At 68.0% G+C, this 16183-nt stretch carries 12 protein-coding genes; 8 read left to right on the top strand and 4 right to left on the bottom strand.

Annotated elements, in window-relative coordinates:
* The first annotated feature begins 40 nt into the window (after positions 1 to 40).
* The 6 genes from EV138_RS08405 (at position 41) to EV138_RS08430 (ending at position 6883) form a co-directional block, all read left to right on the top strand.
* Positions 41 to 1831, top strand: a complete 1791-nt coding sequence (locus tag EV138_RS08405; RefSeq protein ID WP_133977836.1) for an ABC transporter substrate-binding protein — start codon at positions 41 to 43, stop codon at positions 1829 to 1831.
* 3 nt (positions 1832 to 1834) lie between these two features.
* On the top strand, positions 1835 to 2827 hold the full coding sequence (locus tag EV138_RS08410; RefSeq protein ID WP_133977837.1) for an ABC transporter ATP-binding protein: 993 nt from the start codon (positions 1835 to 1837) through the stop codon (positions 2825 to 2827).
* Positions 2824 to 3837 (top strand): ABC transporter ATP-binding protein, encoded by a 1014-nt coding sequence (locus EV138_RS08415; protein ID WP_133977838.1) that lies wholly within the window; start codon positions 2824 to 2826, stop codon positions 3835 to 3837. The genes EV138_RS08410 and EV138_RS08415 overlap by 4 nt, the downstream gene beginning before the upstream one ends.
* On the top strand, positions 3834 to 4760 hold the full coding sequence (locus EV138_RS08420; protein WP_133977839.1) for an ABC transporter permease: 927 nt from the start codon (positions 3834 to 3836) through the stop codon (positions 4758 to 4760). Before EV138_RS08415 ends, EV138_RS08420 begins: the two co-directional genes overlap by 4 nt.
* 12 nt (positions 4761 to 4772) lie before the next feature.
* Positions 4773 to 5732, top strand: a complete 960-nt coding sequence (locus EV138_RS08425) for an ABC transporter permease (protein ID WP_133977840.1) — start codon at positions 4773 to 4775, stop codon at positions 5730 to 5732.
* 149 nt (positions 5733 to 5881) lie between these two features.
* Entirely contained in the window at positions 5882 to 6883 is a 1002-nt protein-coding gene (locus tag EV138_RS08430) for a 2-dehydropantoate 2-reductase (protein WP_202866674.1), read from the top strand.
* A 2-nt stretch (positions 6884 to 6885) separates the two neighbouring features.
* Here EV138_RS08430 and EV138_RS08435 read toward each other — a convergent pair whose 3' ends face one another.
* Together EV138_RS08435 and idi are read right to left on the bottom strand one after the other, a co-directional pair.
* Positions 6886 to 7788: a GNAT family N-acetyltransferase gene (locus tag EV138_RS08435; RefSeq protein ID WP_133977842.1), complete on the bottom strand. Its 903-nt coding sequence runs from the start codon at positions 7786 to 7788 to the stop codon at positions 6886 to 6888.
* 10 nt (positions 7789 to 7798) lie between these two features.
* Positions 7799 to 8386, bottom strand: coding sequence for an isopentenyl-diphosphate Delta-isomerase (gene idi, locus EV138_RS08440; RefSeq protein ID WP_133977843.1), 588 nt, complete (start codon positions 8384 to 8386; stop codon positions 7799 to 7801).
* A gap of 261 nt (positions 8387 to 8647) precedes the next feature.
* Between idi and tyrS the strand changes: the two genes are divergently transcribed.
* Positions 8648 to 9853, top strand: a complete 1206-nt coding sequence (gene tyrS, locus EV138_RS08445) for a tyrosine--tRNA ligase (RefSeq protein ID WP_133977844.1) — start codon at positions 8648 to 8650, stop codon at positions 9851 to 9853.
* A gap of 56 nt (positions 9854 to 9909) precedes the next feature.
* A complete protein-coding gene (locus EV138_RS08450; protein WP_133977845.1) occupies positions 9910 to 10737 on the top strand; it encodes an SDR family oxidoreductase in 828 nt (275 codons plus the stop codon).
* 6 nt (positions 10738 to 10743) lie between these two features.
* Here EV138_RS08450 and EV138_RS08455 read toward each other — a convergent pair whose 3' ends face one another.
* Both EV138_RS08455 and EV138_RS08460 read right to left on the bottom strand, forming a co-directional pair.
* Entirely contained in the window at positions 10744 to 11277 is a 534-nt protein-coding gene (locus tag EV138_RS08455) for an isochorismatase family protein (protein WP_238158016.1), read from the bottom strand.
* Positions 11278 to 11287: 10 nt separating this feature from the next.
* Positions 11288 to 16072 (bottom strand): DUF2961 domain-containing protein, encoded by a 4785-nt coding sequence (locus EV138_RS08460; RefSeq protein WP_133977846.1) that lies wholly within the window; start codon positions 16070 to 16072, stop codon positions 11288 to 11290.
* Between the last annotated feature and the right edge of the window lie 111 nt (positions 16073 to 16183).

Genomic DNA, 16183 nt, shown 5'->3' on the forward strand with positions numbered 1-16183 from the left:
GGTCCTACTTTCGCAGCTATCGAGTCTCCGAGGAGGACCAATGGCAGTAAGGCGGTTCGCGGCCGCATCCCTGGTCGCGGCGATGGCGATCACGCTGGCGGCGTGCAACAGCGACGGAACCCCACCCGGCGGCACCACCACGAACGCCGGTGACGCGGTCCGGGGCGGCACCCTGAACATGCTCGGGGGCGGCGACGTCGACTACATGGATCCGAACATCAGCTACTACTCGCTGGGCTACCTCAACCTGCGGATGTGGAGCCGCCAGCTGTTCACCTACCCGGCGGACCCCGGCGGGAAGAACACCACACCGGTCGCGGACCTGGCCACCGAGATCCCGACCGCGCAGAACGGCGGGATCAGCGCCGACGGCAAGACCTACACGATCAAGATCAAGCCGGGCGCGAAGTGGAACACCACCCCCGCCCGCCAGATCACCGCCGCCGATCTGGTCCGTGGCGTCAAGCGGACGGCGAACCCGGTGCAGCCGTTCGGCGGTATCCCGGACTTCGCCGACCTGCTCGTCGGCTACCAGGCCTTCGCCGACGGCTTCGGCAAGGTCGCCAAGACGCCGGCCGGGATCAAGGACTACATCGAGAAGACCCCGCTGCCGGGCGTCGAGGCCAAGGACGAGACCACCGTGGTCTTCCACCTCACCCAGCAGGCCACGTACTTCGTCGACATGCTCACCCTGTCGGCCTTCTCACCGGCGCCGGTCGAGTCGCTCAAGTACCTGCCGGCCAGCACCGAACTGGGCAACAACTTCCCCTCCGACGGGCCGTACAAGATCGACTCGTGGGTGCCGACCAAGTCCATCACCTACTCGCGCAACCCGGCCTGGGACCCGGCCACCGACCCGGTCCGCAAGGCCTACGTGGACAAGATCGTGGTGAACGAGACGGTCAGCCAGGACTCCGTCCAGCAGCAACTGCAGACCGGTACGCCGAACGCCGACCTCGGCTGGGACCTGGCGCCGCCGCCCTCGCAGCTGCCCGCGCTGATCGCCAAGAAGGACAAGCTGCTGAACATCGGCGACACCTCGTCGACCAACCCGTACATCATCTACAACACGGTGTCGCCGAACAACAACAAGGCGCTGGAGAACCCACAGGTCCGGCAGGCGCTGAGCTACGCGATCAACCGCGACCACATCATCCAGGTCCTCGGCGGACCGACGATCAACCCGCCGCTGACCCACGTCCTGCCCGATGTCATCACCGGCTCGAAGCAGATCGACCCGTACCCGTACAACCCGGACAAGGCCAAGCAGTTGCTGGCCGCCGCGGGACACCCGAACCTGACCCTGAAGTTCCTCTACCGCAACGCCTCCGAGGGCAGCAGCAAGACCTTCCAGACGGTCCAGCAGGACCTGAGCAAGGTCGGGATCACGGTGGTCGGCGTACCGTCGCCGAACGCGGACTTCTACGTGAAGTACCTGCAGGTGCCGACGGTCGCGAAGCGCGGGGTGTGGGACCTGTCCCTGGCCAGCTGGGGATCGGACTGGTACGGCAACGCCGCGCTGACCTTCTTCAAGCCGCTGTTCTCCGGTGAGTCCTCGTTCCCGCCGATCGGCAGCAACTTCGGGCTGTTCAACGACGCACAGACCAACGCGCTGACCCAGCAGGCGCTCGCCGCGCCGACCACCGACGCCGCCGCGGCGATCTGGGCCAAGGCCGACGCCCGGGTGATGGACCAGGCCGCGTTCTACCCGGTCAGCAACCCCAAGCAGGCGAACTACCACGCCGAGCAGGTGAACAACGCGGTCTACGTCCCGTCGCTGCAGATGTTCGATCCGACGAACGTCTGGCTGGCCAAGGGCAAGCAGGGCTGACGCGTGGCTCAGACACGGGCCCTGCTCGAGGTCCGGGACCTCCGGGTCTCGTTCGACACCCCGGACGGCATCGTCCGCGCCGTCCGGGGGCTGTCGTTCAGCGTCGAACGCGGCCGGACGCTGGCCGTGGTGGGCGAGTCCGGCTCCGGCAAGAGCGTCGCCACCCAGACCATCACCGGGCTGACCCGCGGCGCGACGATCACCGGTTCGGCGTACTTCGAGGGCACGGACCTGATCACCGCGGATGCCGCCACCTTGCGGCGGCTCCGCGGGGCCGAGATCGCGATGATCTTCCAGGATCCGCTGTCCAGCCTGCATCCGCACTACCGGATCGGCTGGCAGATCGTGGAGATGATCCAGGCGCACGACCGGCAGATCTCCAAGCAGGCGGCCCGCCGCCGGGCGGCCGACCTGCTCACGCTGGTCGGGATCCCGCGGGCCGCCGAGCGGCTGGACGACTACCCGCACCAGTTCTCCGGCGGGATGCGGCAACGGGTGATGATCGCGATGGCGATGGCACTCGATCCGGCGCTGCTGATCGCGGACGAGCCGACCACCGCCTTGGACGTGACCGTACAGGCGCAGGTGCTGACGGTGATGCGCCGGCTCCAGGAGGAGTTCGGTACGGCGATCATCCTGATCACCCACGATCTCGGGGTGGTCGCCGAGATGGCCGACGAGGTGATCGTGATGTACGCCGGGGCGGCGATGGAGAAGGCGCCCCGGCGCGACATCTTCTATCGCAACCATCACCCTTACACACAAGGCCTGCTGGCCTCGCTGCCGGCGCAGAACAGCAAGCGGCTGACCCCGATCCCGGGGACGCCGCCGAGTCTGATCAGCCTGGCCGAGGGTTGTCCGTTCGCCGCCCGGTGCCCGCACGTCTTCGACCGCTGCCGGGTCGAGACGCCACCGTTGACCGACGTCTTCGGTGATCCGCGGCACCAGTCGGCCTGCTGGCTGGACCACGACGTGACCGAGGCGGTGGCTTCATGACAGAAACGCTGCTGAAGGTGCAGGACCTCCGCAAGGAGTTCCCGACCCAGCGCAAGGAGGTCCTCCGGGCCGTCGACGGCGTCTCGCTGGAGGTGCGGCGCGGCGAGACGCTCGGCCTGGTCGGCGAAACCGGCTGCGGCAAGTCGACCCTGGCCCGCTGCATGGCACACCTGTACGACGTGACGTCGGGCTCGGTCTGGTTCAACGGGACCGACCTGACCCGGTTGTCCAGGCGCGAGATGCGGCCGTTGCGCCGCGAGGTCCAGATGATCTTCCAGGACCCGTACGGCTCGCTCAACCCGCGCCGCCGGGTCGGCTCGATCATCGGCGACCCGTTCGCGATCCACGGCATCTCGTCGGGGCTCGAGCGGAAACGGAAGGTCCAGGAACTGATGGAGCTGGTCGGGCTGAATCCTGAGCACTACAACAGGTTCCCGGCCGAGTTCTCCGGTGGCCAGCGGCAACGGATCGGCGTCGCCCGGGCGCTGGCGCTGCGGCCGAAGCTGGTGATCTGCGACGAACCGGTCTCCGCGCTGGACGTCTCGATCCAGGCGCAGATCATCAACCTGCTGGCCGATCTGCAGCAGGAGTTCGACCTCACCTACGTGTTCATCTCGCACGACCTGTCCGTCGTCCGGCACGTCAGCGACCGGATCGCGGTGATGTACCTGGGCAAGATCGTCGAGGTCTCGCCGACCGAGGAGCTGTTCGAGCAGACCCGGCATCCCTACACCCGGGCGCTACTGTCGGCGCTGCCGGTGAGCGACCCGGACACCGCGGACAGCCGGGAGCGGATCATCTTGATGGGCGACATCCCGTCCGCGACCAATCCGCCCAGTGGTTGCCGGTTCCACACCCGGTGCCCGAAGGCCAGGACCGAGTGCACGGTCACCGAGCCGCCGCTGGAACCGGTCGCGGCCGAGCATCCCGAGCACGAGACCGCGTGCTTGTTCCCGTTGCGGCTGGGCGAGGACCTGTCCACCGCGGTACCGGATCTGAAGGCGTCATGACCGCCGCGGTGGAGGTTCTCGACGCCGCGCCGGCCAAGGCGATCGAGGGGCGCAGCCCGTTCGTCCTCGCGATCCGGCGGCTGCGGCGGGACACGGTCGCGATGATCTCGCTCGGCGTGATCCTGCTGATCGTCCTGATGGCGATCTTCGCGCCCGTGTTCGCCGCGGTCACCGGGCATCCGCCCAACGAGCAGTTCCGCGACATCGGACTGACCCCGGACGGATTGCCACGCGGGCCGAACGGCACGTTCTGGCTCGGCACCGACGATCTGGGCCGCGACGTCCTGGTCCGGATCGCGTACGGCGCCCGCGTCTCGTTGCTGGTCGGGGTGATCGCGACCGCCATCACCGTGGCCATCGGCGTCGTCCTCGGTCTGGCCGCGGGTTTCCTCGGCGGCATCGTCGACACCGTGCTGGCCCGGCTGATCGACGTCGTGCTGTCCGTACCGTTCCTGCTCGTCGCGATCGCGCTGGTGTCCGTCACCGGGCCGAGCCTGACCGTCACGGTGATGGTGATCGGGTTCTTCAGCTGGGCGTCGGTGGCCCGGATCGTCCGCGGCCAGGTGCTGTCGCTGCGCGAACGCGAGTTCGTCGAGGCGGCCCGGTCGCTGGGCGCGGGCGACACCCGGATCATGTTCGTCGACGTACTGCCGAACGTGCTGGCGCCGGTGATCGTCTACACCACGTTGCTGATCCCGGTCGTGATCGTCACCCAGGCGACGTTGTCGTTCCTCGGGCTCGGACTGCCCCCACCGACGGCCGACTGGGGCGGGATGATCAGTTCCTCGCAGAACTACTACACGACCTCGTGGTGGTTCATCCTCTTCCCCGGCATCGCGCTGCTGATCACCACGCTCGCCTTCAACCTGTTCGGCGACGGCGTCCGGGACGCCTTCGACCCACGGGCCGACCGACTGCGCTGAGGAAGGTGTCCCATGGCTGTGTTCCTGCTCCGCCGCCTCGGCCACGGCATTCTGGTGCTCTGGCTGATCACGCTGGCCGTCTTCGGGCTGTTCTTCGTTGCTCCTAGCAACGTCGCGCAGACCCTGGCCGGCCGGCAGGCGACCCCGGAGACGATCGCGCTGATCAAGCACCGGCTCGGGCTCGACCTGCCGATCTGGAAGCAGTACCTGCACTTCGTCGAGAACGCGGTGCAGGGCAACCTCGGCTACGACTACTACCACCAGGTCGCGGTGACGACGATCATCGGGCAGGCGCTGCCGGTGACGGTGTCGCTCGCGATCGGCGCCTCGGTGCTGTGGTTGCTGCTCGGGGTGTTCAACGGGGTGATCTCCGCGGTCCATCCGCGCTCGCTGGCCGATCGCGGACTCACCCTGTTCGCCTTGTTCTTCTACTCGTTCCCGTCGTTCCTGCTCGGCCTGCTGCTGCTGTACTTCCTGTACTTCCGGCTCACGCTGGCCGGCTACACCTGGTTCCCGGCCGGCGGCTACAGCCCCTTCTCCCAGGGCCCGGTGACGTGGCTGCAGCACATGGTGCTCCCGTGGCTGGCGCTCGCTTTGTTGCTCGCGGCAACATATACCCGGCTGACCCGCGGCTCGATGCTGGACGTGCTCGGCGAGGACTACATCCGGACGGCGAGGTCGAAAGGGATCCGCGAACGCCGGGTGATCGTGCGGCACGGGCTGCGCAGCGCACTGACGCCGGTGGTCACCCAGTTCGGGATCGACCTCGGCCAGCTGATCGGTGGCGTGGTCGTCACCGAGACCGTGTTCAGCCTGCCAGGGCTGGGCAAGACCGCGGTGACCGCGATCAACCAGCAGGACCTGCCGGTGATCATCGGGATCGTCCTGTTCGCGTCGGCGGCCGTGGTGGTCGCGAACATCCTGGTCGACGTCGTGTACGCCGTACTGGATCCGCGGGTCCGGCTGCACTGATGTCCGGCGGACCGGCCGGCGCCACCACGGCGGCCGGTCCGTCGGCGCGGCCGGGAGTCCATCGACGGGAGGGGGACCGATGGGCTCCCGGCATCCGGCCGCCGCTGACGTACTGTCGGACAGACTTTCCGAGCGAGGAGGATGTCCGGGTGAGCATCGCGGTGTACGGCGCCGGTGGGATCGGCTGCTATCTCGGCGGACGGCTGGCTGCCACCGGTACGCCGGTGACGTTGGTCGGGCGGCAGCGGATGGCTGACGAACTCGCCGAGCACGGGTTGCACCTCACCGACTACCTGGGGGCCGATCTCAGGGTCCAGGATGTCCCGTTCGAGACCGAGCCGACCGCGGTGGCGGATGCGGAACTCGTGCTGGTGACGGTCAAGTCGGCGGCCACGGCGACGGCCGCCGACGAACTGGCCGCAGTACTGAAGCCGGGTGCGATCGTGGTGAGCTTCCAGAACGGCATCCGCAACGGTGACGTGCTGCGGGAGCGACTGCGCGAGCAGGTGGTGTTGTCCGGGATGGTCCCGTTCAACGTGCTCAACCGGGGTGGCGGCGCGTTCCATCAGGGCACCTCGGGCGGGCTCGACGTCCAGGCGCATCCAGCGCTCACGCCGTACGCCGAGGCGTTCGCGACCGCCGGCCTGCCGCTCACCCAGCACGTCGACATCCTGCCGGTGCAGTGGGCGAAGCTGTTGCTGAACTTGAACAATCCCATCAATGCGCTGGCCGACGTGCCGCTGAAGGAAGAGCTTTCCCAGCGGTCGTTCCGGCGCTGCCTTGCCGCGGCGCAGGCCGAGACCCTCGGCCTGCTCGACGCCGCGGGGATCAAGCCCGCGCAGTTGATGGCGATCCCACCCCATCGCTTCCCGGCTCTGCTCCGGCTCCCCGACTTCATCTACAAACGCCTGGCCAGTAAGACGCTGGCCATCGATCCCCTCGCGCGCACCTCGATGTGGGAGGACCTGCAAGCGGGCCGCCGCACCGAGATCGACTACATCAACGGCGAGGTCGTCCGGCTGGCCGAGTCCCTCGCTCGGCCGGCGCCGATCAACACCCGCCTGGTCGGACTGATCCGTGCAGCCGAGCAGGGTCCGCGCAAGGCGTGGACCGGACCCGACCTGCTCGCCGAACTGACTTCGGCCCGCTGACTTCAGGCGTTGGCAGTCAGGGGAAGGCGCGCGCGGACGTCGATGCTGGTGATGCCGTAGGTGAAGCCGAGGTGTTCGTTGAGGCGGCGCATGTTCGCGTTGCCCTGTTGGGTCCAGGTGTAGATCTCGGTGATCCCGTGCTCGGCTGCCCAGGCCATGCTCATCCGCTTCAAGGTGGAGGCGACCGACTGGCCGCGCCACTCACGGCGTACGCCGGTGTAGGCGACCTCTGCGCGTTCGGGTTTGTCCGGGTCCAGCAGCAGGCCCGCGACACCGATCACCTCCTCGCCGGCGACGGCGACGAACATCGCTTCCGGGTCTGTCATCCACTCGGTCGCCCAGTCGTGCTCGGAGACGTTCAGGAGGCTGGGGACGTCCATGTCCGGGAAGGTCGGGAGAGCGACCTGGTGATAGGCGAGCGGCCACAGCTCCGGCCGCTCGGCCACGGTGACCACCTCGTACCCGGTGGGCTGTGCCGGCCAGGGCTCGGCCCCGATCCGGCGGACCTGCTCGACCTGGCGGCTCTCTTCGGCGAAACCGAACTTCTCGGCGAAGCGCACCGAGCCGGGATCGTCCACCGTGCAGCCGGCCCGATCGTAGCCCTGGGCAACGGCATGGTCGGCCAGCGCCAGCAGCAACGCCGTACCGACACCTTGCCGGCGTGCGTCCGGGCGGACCCGCGGGATGACGGCCGCGCGGCCGGTCTCGTTCGACTGGTCGGACATCCCGTTGCCGACGACCTTCCCGTCCCGCTCGGCGAGCAGCATCAACCGCCCCGGTTTGTCGAGGCCGCGCAGTTCGGCCACGCTCGGGCACCGCTCGTACGGAAGGACCGCGATCCGGACCTCACGCCATTGCTCGTAGTCCGCATCCGTCACGGCCTCGCGGATCGATAGCTCGCCCATGTCCCCTGCCCTACTGTGCCGAGGGTGGCAGCGAAGCCCGATCGGCCACCGCCCACTCCCCCGGCACCTCGCCCAGTCGCTTCAGTTCCTGCAGTTGCAGCACGCACCACGGCGACAACTCCGCCCCGACCGCTGCTTCGAGCCCAGCTTGTACGTCGTCTCGCGGCCAGTCCACCCATTTGTACGCCGCGACCTCGGCCGGATCGGGTTCGGGATCACCGACGCAGTCGACCCGGAACACCGGACAGAGCTCGTTCTCGACCACTCCGTCCGGCATCTCGGCCCGGTAGCGGAAAGCAGGCAGGACCAGCTCGACGGTTGCCGGAACCAGCCCGAGCTCGTCGGCCAGCCGACGGCGTACGGCGTCTTCCACCGGCTCGCCGGGGAGGGGGTGACCGCAACAACTGTTGGTCCAGACACCCGGCCACGCCTTCTTGGTGACGGCCCGCTGGGTCAGCAGCAGGCGGCCTCGATCGTCGAAGACGTAGCTGGAGAACGCCAGGTGCAGCGGCGTCGCGGCGTGGTGAACCGTCGCCTTGTCCTCGGTCCCGATCGCGCGTCCGGCGTCGTCCACCAGGACCACCTGCTCCGTCGTCATCTGACTGAGCGTAGTCGCAGCAGCCTGCTCGTCGGCCAGGTAACCCGGTGCCCGCCGCGATCGGGTGGTGTTAGCCTGGGCGGGTGATCGAGCGAGCAGTGCAGCTGTATCGACCGGCTCTGGGAGGAGCCGGCGTTTCGTAGTACCCGCTCGTCACTCCACACCCAGAGCCTCCGAGGCAGGAACCAGTCCGGTTCCTGCCTCTTTCCGTTGCCGGAGGCACCTCCTGGGATGCCTCCTTCGATCGAGGAGATCCCTGCCATGACTGACGTTTCCGCCGTGATCGGGCGATTGCGGCGTACCACCGACAGCATCGTCGGCGAGGCCGACCTGCGCGAGCGACTGGCCTCCGGGCGGCCGTTGCGGATCAAGTACGGCGTCGACTGCACCGCGCCGTTCCTGCATCTCGGCCACGCGGTGAACCTGTGGATGATGCGGCAACTCCAGGACCTCGGCCATCAGGTCGTCTTCCTGCTCGGCGACCTGACCACCCGGATCGGCGATCCGACCGGCCGTTCCGAGACCCGCCCGGTGCTCACGCCGGCCGAGATCGAGGCCAACGCGGCCGCCTTCACCGAGCAGGTCGGCCTGGTGCTGCGAACCTCGCCCGATGTCTTCGAGGTCCGCCGCAACTCGGAGTGGTTCGGCGCGATGGACACCGCGGCGCTGCTCGAACTGTTCAGCCAGGTGACGCACGCACAACTGATGGCCCGCGACATGTTCCGCACCCGCGTCGCCGAAGGCCGCGAGATCGCGCTGCACGAGCTGGTCTACCCGGTCCTGCAGGGCTACGACAGCTTCGCGATCGGCAGCGACCTCACCATCGTGGGCACCGATCAGCTGTTCAACGAGCAGATGGGGCGGCATTTCCAGCAGCGCCTGGGCGCGCCGCCGCAGGTGGTGATCACCAGCACGATCACCCCCGGCCTCGACGGCGGCCCCAAACAGTCGAAGTCGCTGAACAACTTCATCGGGCTGACCGACACTCCACGGGACAAGTTCGGCAAGGTGATGAGCCTGCCCGATGCGCTGGTCGAGACCTACGCCCGCGTCTACACCGAGCTCCCGCTGGACACGGTCGCTGCACTGGGTGACGCCGCGGAACTCGGCGGCCCACCGGCCCGGGACGCCAAACTCCGGCTGGCTTCGGCGATCGTCACGCGGTACCACGGTGCCGGCGCGGCGCGGACCGAACAGGACGCCTTCACCAGCACCTTCAGCCAGCGTGAGGAGCCGGCCGACATCCCGTCGGTTCCGATCGACGCGACCCCGGCCACCCTGCTCCACCTCCTGAAGGCAGCCCGGCCGACAGCCAGCAACTCCGAGCTCCGCCGTTTGGTCAACCAGGGCGCGGTCTTGCTCGACGGCACGAAGAGGACGAACCCCGACGAGCTCCTCACCCTCACCGCTCCCACCACCCTCCGTACCGGCCCCCGAACCTGGCATCGCCTGACCCCACCAACCTGACGCGAGGCCGGACCTTTCGTCTGACAGTGTTTGCTGAAACCAGGGAGGAGATCGAGATGACGGTTCTGGTGACGGGTGCGAGTGGGAACGCGGGGAGCGCGGTGGTCGCGTCGCTGGCGGCGGCGGGACTTCCGGGGCGGGCGCTGGTGCGTAAAGCCGTGGAGCTGCCGGACGGTATCGAGCCGGTGTCCGGCGATCTGAATCAACCCGACAGTTTCGCCGACTCGCTGGCCGGCGTCTCGGGGATCTTCCTGCTGAGTGGTTACGACCGGGTGGAAGAGCTCCTGGCCAAGGCGGCCGAGGCCGGCGTACGGCGGGTCGCTCTGTTGTCGAGCAGTTCGGTGGTCGGCAAGTCGACCGACAACGCCGTCGCGGCCTACCACCTCGCCGCCGAGAAGGCGGTGACCGCTTCCGGGCTCGAGTGGACGTTCCTGCGGCCGAACAGTTTCATGTCGAACACCCTGCGCTGGCTGGATCAGCTGCGCGCCGGCGACGAGGTCAGGGTCCAGTTCCCCGACGTGCCGATCTCGACGATCCACCCGCGCGACATCGGGGACGTCGCCGTCCGGGCGCTGACCGACGACGGGCACGCGAGTACGGCGTACCGGCTGACCGGGCCGGTCGCGCTACGGCCTGCCGAGCAGGTGGAGATTCTCGGCCGGGCCCTCGGCCGCAATCTGACGGCGCGCGAGCTGAGCCGGGCCGAGACCCATGCGGAGCTGTTCGCCTCGATGCCGGCGCAGTACGCGAGTGCGATCGAAGGATTCTTTGCCGAGGGCAACGTCGACGAGACCACCGTGACCGACACCGTCGCAACGGTCACCGGCCACGCTCCGCGGACCCTGGAGCAGTGGACGCAGGAGAACGCCGCGCTCTTCCGCTGAGGGCGGTTAGCGCCGGCCCAGAGCGGCCACGTACTCCGTGCCGGTGCAGGTCTCGCCGAAGCGCGGGAAGATGTAGGACACCGCGAAATCGTGGGCATGCGCGTCGAGCCCGGTCATCGCGTCGGTGACGTAGATCGTGCGGTAACCGTGCTCGTCCGCCACCCGGCCGGTGGACTCGACCCCGAAGTTGGTCGCGATCCCGCCGAGAACAACGGTCTCGATCTCGTGCGAGCGCAGGACGTCGTCGAGGCCGGTCCGGTGGAACGCACCGACCGTGTGCTTGATGATCTCGACGTCGCCCGGCTGCGGGTCCAGTTCGGGCGCGAGTTCGCTGCCGGCGGGCTGGACGGTCACGTTCGGGCGTTCGACCCGGACGTGCACGACCAGCCCACCGACGGCCCGCGTCGCCTCGGCCAGCGCGACGCAGCGCTTGAGCACGGCCGGCCCGGACAGCGGAGCCGTGTCCAGCGCGACGATGCGCGGCATCAGATCGATCAGGATCAAGGCGGTACGACGAGGATCCAAGGTCGGAATGGTCACGCTGCCGAGCCTAGTTGAGACCTCCCGACAACTGGCCGGCGAGGGTTGTGTCCTTCTCGGTGGCGGAGAAGCCGACCCGCCAGGTGCCACCGGCGTACGAGCCGGGCGGGAGGGCGCGACCGCCCGGTTGCCACAGGGGTTGCCAGGCGACGGTGCCGGTGGGCGCGTCGTACCAGTGGTTGTCCTCTGCCCAGGCCGAGCCGTGTTTGTAGGCGGTGACGACACTGAGCCCCGGGCCTGTTGCCATCGACCAGTCGGGGAAGCCGGGGATGTCGCCGTTGCGCTCGAAGCCACCGGGATCGCCCTGGTCGGCCAGCGCCGAGTCGACGTTGAACGCGACCTCCCAGACCGGAGCGTTGGTCGGACCCGTGACGTTCCAGCGCAGGCTGGTGTCGAACGTCTTCGCGCCGAAGTCGAACGTCCAGTCGGCGGTCACCGGCTCGTCCCCGAACGGGATGCCCGCCAGCTCCAGCCGGCCGTCTTTGCCTTCGACCCGGGCCGCAGCTCCCGCGACATCGGTGTTGCCGAACGTGCCGACGCCCAGGTACGGCGTGGTTCCGCGGGAGGAGTGATCGAGTGCGGGGCGATAGTTGCCCTGGCCGCTCGGATCCACCTCTAGCGCAGTCAGCACGGTCTTCGGAGCCGTCTGCACAGTGGCCCGGTAGTACTTGTTACTGATCACGTGGCCCTTCGTCACCTGCCGGGCGTCGAAGTCGAGCGGAGCGATGAACAGCCCGCCCTTCCCCCAGCCCGCGCCGGTGACGAACCACTGGTCGCCGTCCTGAACGACCTCGGCCGCGTGCGCCTGGATGGTCCCGACCAGCTGATCGATGCCGAAGTGCAACGGATCCTTGCTCTTGTAGACCTTCGTCGACTCGTAGCCGCCGTCGCAGCAGACGAACAGATACCAGTCCTTGCCCCGCTGCACCACGAACGGCGACTCGGTCGGCCCACCGAAAGTGCCGGTCTCCGGATGCTGGAACGCCGTACGCCGCTCGCTCCAGTGCAGCAGGTCGGTGCTGGTCCGGTAGGCGACGATGTGATTGCCGCCGCTCGGGGTGGAGTTGGCGGTGTAGTACATCACCCATTGCTTGCCGACCTTGTGCACCATCGGGTCGCGCCCGTCGAATCCGTCGGTGAACAAGGGGTTCGCCGTACTGCGGGTCCAGTGCACGAGGTCGGTCGACGTGGCCAACTGCATCCGGTACGCCGTGTGGTCGGGCGTCCCGCCGGCGTAGAACATGTAGTACGTGCCCGCGTCGTATAGCACGTACGGCGCCCAGATGTGGCTCTCCCCCGCGGCCGGATCGGCAACCAGCGCAGGCGGCTGCTTGGTCCACGGGCCGTTCGGTGTAGGCGCAGTGGCGTGCCCGAAGCTCTTCTCGTCGAGCGGGTCGGCCGGCTCGGCGTGCGTGATCGCGAAGACGTGCCAGGTGCCCGTCTTCCGATCCTGGACCATCGTGTGGTCGTTGTAGTACCACGGACCGGACTCGCCGACGCTCGGGTCGTAGACCTTCGTGAACTTGCCGGCAGCAACCACCTTGTCGACCTGCTGGAAGGGGACATCGTGGATCATCGTCAGCTCCAGCTCGAGGACGTCGACTCCGACCAGGTAGCCGGTGGCGGCCGGGTTCTTGCCGGTCAGGGTGATGCTCAACTGGTGCTTGCCCGCCGTCAGCACCTGGCTCCCGAGGTCCACGGTCTGGGTGGTCACCCCGGCTGCGACGTAGCCGTCGAACGACACCGGCGCCTTGCCGTCCACAGCAAGCTCCGCGATGCCGTAGTCCGCCGCTTTGGTGAGCACGGTCGACAACTGGTAGGTGCCGGTGGTCGGCACTGCGAACTCCAGCACGACCTTGTCGCCTGCCTTGGTTCCATGGATCCACAGCTGGCTACCGCCGGACCAACTGACCCCACAGCAGTTCCCCTGCGGGTCGACCGGCACAGTCGCGGAGACGGCCGGCAGGAGCGACTCTGCCTCTACCCGCAGTCTGCTGCCCGAGGTGCCCTCCGCCGTCGGCGATTTGCTGCTCTCACGTCCGGCAAGGTCGACTGCAGAAACCCTGTACTTCCAGGTCTCCTCCAAGCCGAGCCCTTGGTGAACGAAGCCGGGAACAGTGCTGCCGCCGATCAGCTTCTCGGTCGTGCCGGCCTTGGCCGCATAGACGTTGTACCGAGCGATGCCGGTGTCGTCGGCAGAGTCGGACCAGCTCAGTGCGATCGCGTTGTCGGTGCGCCCCTTCGCGGTGAGGTCTGCTGGTGGCGCAGGCGCCTGCCGGTCGGCGTACGGGATGACGAGGGACTGTACGACGTACGCGGAGGCGGTCCAGGCGGGTCCGGTCGGCTGGAGCTCGATGGTGAGCTTCGTCCGGCCGGAGGTGAGCGACGCGGGTAGCTGGTAGTTGTCGTCGAGCCAGCGTTGTTTCGCGTTGCCCAGCGGTTGCAACCAGGTTCCCGCATCCTTGCCGTCGACAACGACCTTGGCGGACTGTCCTGCGACGTTCTGATCGCCTGTACGGCGGAGCGTCACGCCACCGTTGATCGGATCGACCTTCACGGTGAACCGCACCGGCGTACTGGTCGACCGGACCTGGTCGGTGAGGGCCGTGTCGTCGTGGTCGCCTTCGTAGACGCTGGTCAGCTCTGTCTGAGTGGCTGCCGCACCGTCGGCGTACGCGTGCTGCTGGCGGCTCGCGACCGAGCCGGTGTCGATCCGATCGGTCTCGCGTGCACCGAACCGCCCGGCGGAGTACAGGAAAGCGGTGGTGCCGTAGACGGCCGGGTGATCGTTCTGCTGGCCGTGTTCGATCCCGAACGTGAGCTGGTTCTGGAAGTCCACCGCGTCGGTGATGTGCAGGCGGTACGCGCTGTCGCACTCGTTCTTGCACTCGCCCGCGGCGACCTCGTGGCCGGAGTTGCCGTGGAAGGGTGAGGAGTACGTGCCCTGGTTGAAGTACCAGCCGGACTCGAAGTAATCCTCGGTCCCGGTGCCGTGGATCGCCGGAGTGCGCTCGCCATCGACGTACACCCGCTCGTCGCCCTCGAGGTAACCACGGGTGTTCCCGTCCGGTTGCAGCCCCTCCATCGTCTGCGAGACACCGACGAATTTGCCGCGCCCTGTGGTCTCCGCGATCTTCCAGTCGCTGCCGAAGGTCGCTTGACCGCGGGTAGAGAGTGCAGTGAAGTAGCCGGACCTACCTGTCACCAGATCACCAGCAACCTGCGCGCTACGAGCAGCGGTGACCTCTGCCTGCCCGGACAGCTTGTACTGCGTGGTGTTGACCAGAGTGACTGTTGCTCTCGCCAGGTAGGGCATCGGCCACCATGCGGAGTACCAGCCGTTGGGGTCCATCGCGAAGAACAGCGAGCGCACCTCGTTCTCACCGAGCCCGGAACCGAAGAACTCGCCGAGCGGAGCGTCCACCCGCTTCTTCCCGTCGACAGTGACCTGCACCCGTACTCCGGCCAGGAGTGCATCGGACGACTTCACCCGCGCCGCGTCGTCGGCAGTCGCCGCGTACGGCATCGAGTGTGAGCCGCTCCAGTTCTGCTTGGTGATCGAGTAGGCGTGGGCCTGCTCGTCGGCCACGTGGTCCGGCCCGACGTCGAGCGTATCGGTGCGCTTGACCGACCCACCGACGATCGAGTCGGCCCAGTAGGTGAACTCGTTGAAGTCGAGGTCCGAGGAGACGAACTCGTTGCGGATCACCAGGTGCGACTTGCCCGCGGTCACCGAGGCGGGCAACTGGACCACCTGGTCGGCCCATTGCGCGCCCTTCGCCGGCAGCGGCGCCCACTCACCGGCCTGGACGCCGTCGACGAAGATCTTCGCGCGCTGGTTGCCGATCCGCAGGTCCATCCGGCGGATCAGCTTCACCCCGGTGTTGGCCGGGTCGACGGTCATCGTGAACTGGCTGCCGCCCAGGAACGCCCGGCCGTCGTCGGTGAGGCTCTTCAGGTCGAGGCCGACGATCTGCGGCAGCTTCAGGCGCAACGCGCTCAGCTCGCCAGGGCCGGAGCTGTCGGCAAGCGTGACTTGCTTGCCTGGGGCAAGGTTCACCGCCTTCGCGGTGGTCCGCGCGCCAGGCACTGCCGGCTTCGGGTCCTTGGTGCCGAAGCTCTGCAGCAGCGCTACGACGTCTTCCGCTTTGTCGCTCGGGTCGAAGGTGCTCACCCCGGTCGCGTCGGGGAACTCGCGATAGTCGACGTGATAGAAGAGCGGGTTGTTCTGCACGGTGACGCGCATCGACTTCTGGTACGGCATCGGCACGCGGACGTAGACCCCACCCGAGGTCTGCAGCGCGTTCGCGACCAGTGGATAGACGAAGGGCGCGCCGAGCTTGCCGTCCACGAGGTCCTGCAGCTGCGCGTCGACAACCGTCCTGCCGTCGACCTCGACGGTGATCTTGCCGGTCTTGCGGACGTCGCCCTCGTCGCGGGTGAACCAGATCGAGGCGATCTCTCCGGCGCCTTGCGCTTCGGCGATGACGCAGCCGGCGGCCGTCGTCCGCAGGCAGGAGTAGGTGCCGTCGAAACCGTCGTTGTTGGTGCCGTCGCGGCCGAAGCTGGAGAACTGCTTCGTCCGTACTCCGCTCTGCAACTCCGGCAGGCGGTCGAGGTGGCGGTAGACGTCCCAGCCAACCGGTCCGTTGCCCGCACCGTGGGCAACTGCGCCCGCCACCGCGTACGGCGTACCGGTGGCTGAGGCTGGTGTTCGGGCTGTGGCTGCGGACACAGGAAAGGCCAGGAGCGCACCTAGCAGCAGGGCTGTGGCGCGACGCGGGAAGGCGGTCATGGGCGGACCCTCACGTTGCCGGGAAATCGATTTCTCAGATGTCTACCACCGTTGCCGGACGCTGGCAATCCCTCGGCACCGGAAGGGCAAACGTGTTCCAGCACGTGGTCA

The organism is Kribbella voronezhensis, assembly GCF_004365175.1.
Taxonomy (GTDB): Bacteria; Actinomycetota; Actinomycetes; order Propionibacteriales; family Kribbellaceae; genus Kribbella; species Kribbella voronezhensis.

Coding starts and splice junctions, on each gene's coding strand:
- EV138_RS08420 (WP_133977839.1), top strand. CDS start 3,834: ATGACCGCCGCGGTGGAGGTTCTCGACGCCGCGCCGGCCAAGGCGATC.
- EV138_RS08460 (WP_133977846.1), bottom strand. CDS start 16,072: ATGACCGCCTTCCCGCGTCGCGCCACAGCCCTGCTGCTAGGTGCGCTC.
- EV138_RS08415 (WP_133977838.1), top strand. CDS start 2,824: ATGACAGAAACGCTGCTGAAGGTGCAGGACCTCCGCAAGGAGTTCCCG.
- tyrS (WP_133977844.1), top strand. CDS start 8,648: ATGACTGACGTTTCCGCCGTGATCGGGCGATTGCGGCGTACCACCGAC.
- EV138_RS08450 (WP_133977845.1), top strand. CDS start 9,910: ATGACGGTTCTGGTGACGGGTGCGAGTGGGAACGCGGGGAGCGCGGTG.
- EV138_RS08435 (WP_133977842.1), bottom strand. CDS start 7,788: ATGGGCGAGCTATCGATCCGCGAGGCCGTGACGGATGCGGACTACGAG.
- EV138_RS08405 (WP_133977836.1), top strand. CDS start 41: ATGGCAGTAAGGCGGTTCGCGGCCGCATCCCTGGTCGCGGCGATGGCG.
- idi (WP_133977843.1), bottom strand. CDS start 8,386: ATGACGACGGAGCAGGTGGTCCTGGTGGACGACGCCGGACGCGCGATC.
- EV138_RS08425 (WP_133977840.1), top strand. CDS start 4,773: ATGGCTGTGTTCCTGCTCCGCCGCCTCGGCCACGGCATTCTGGTGCTC.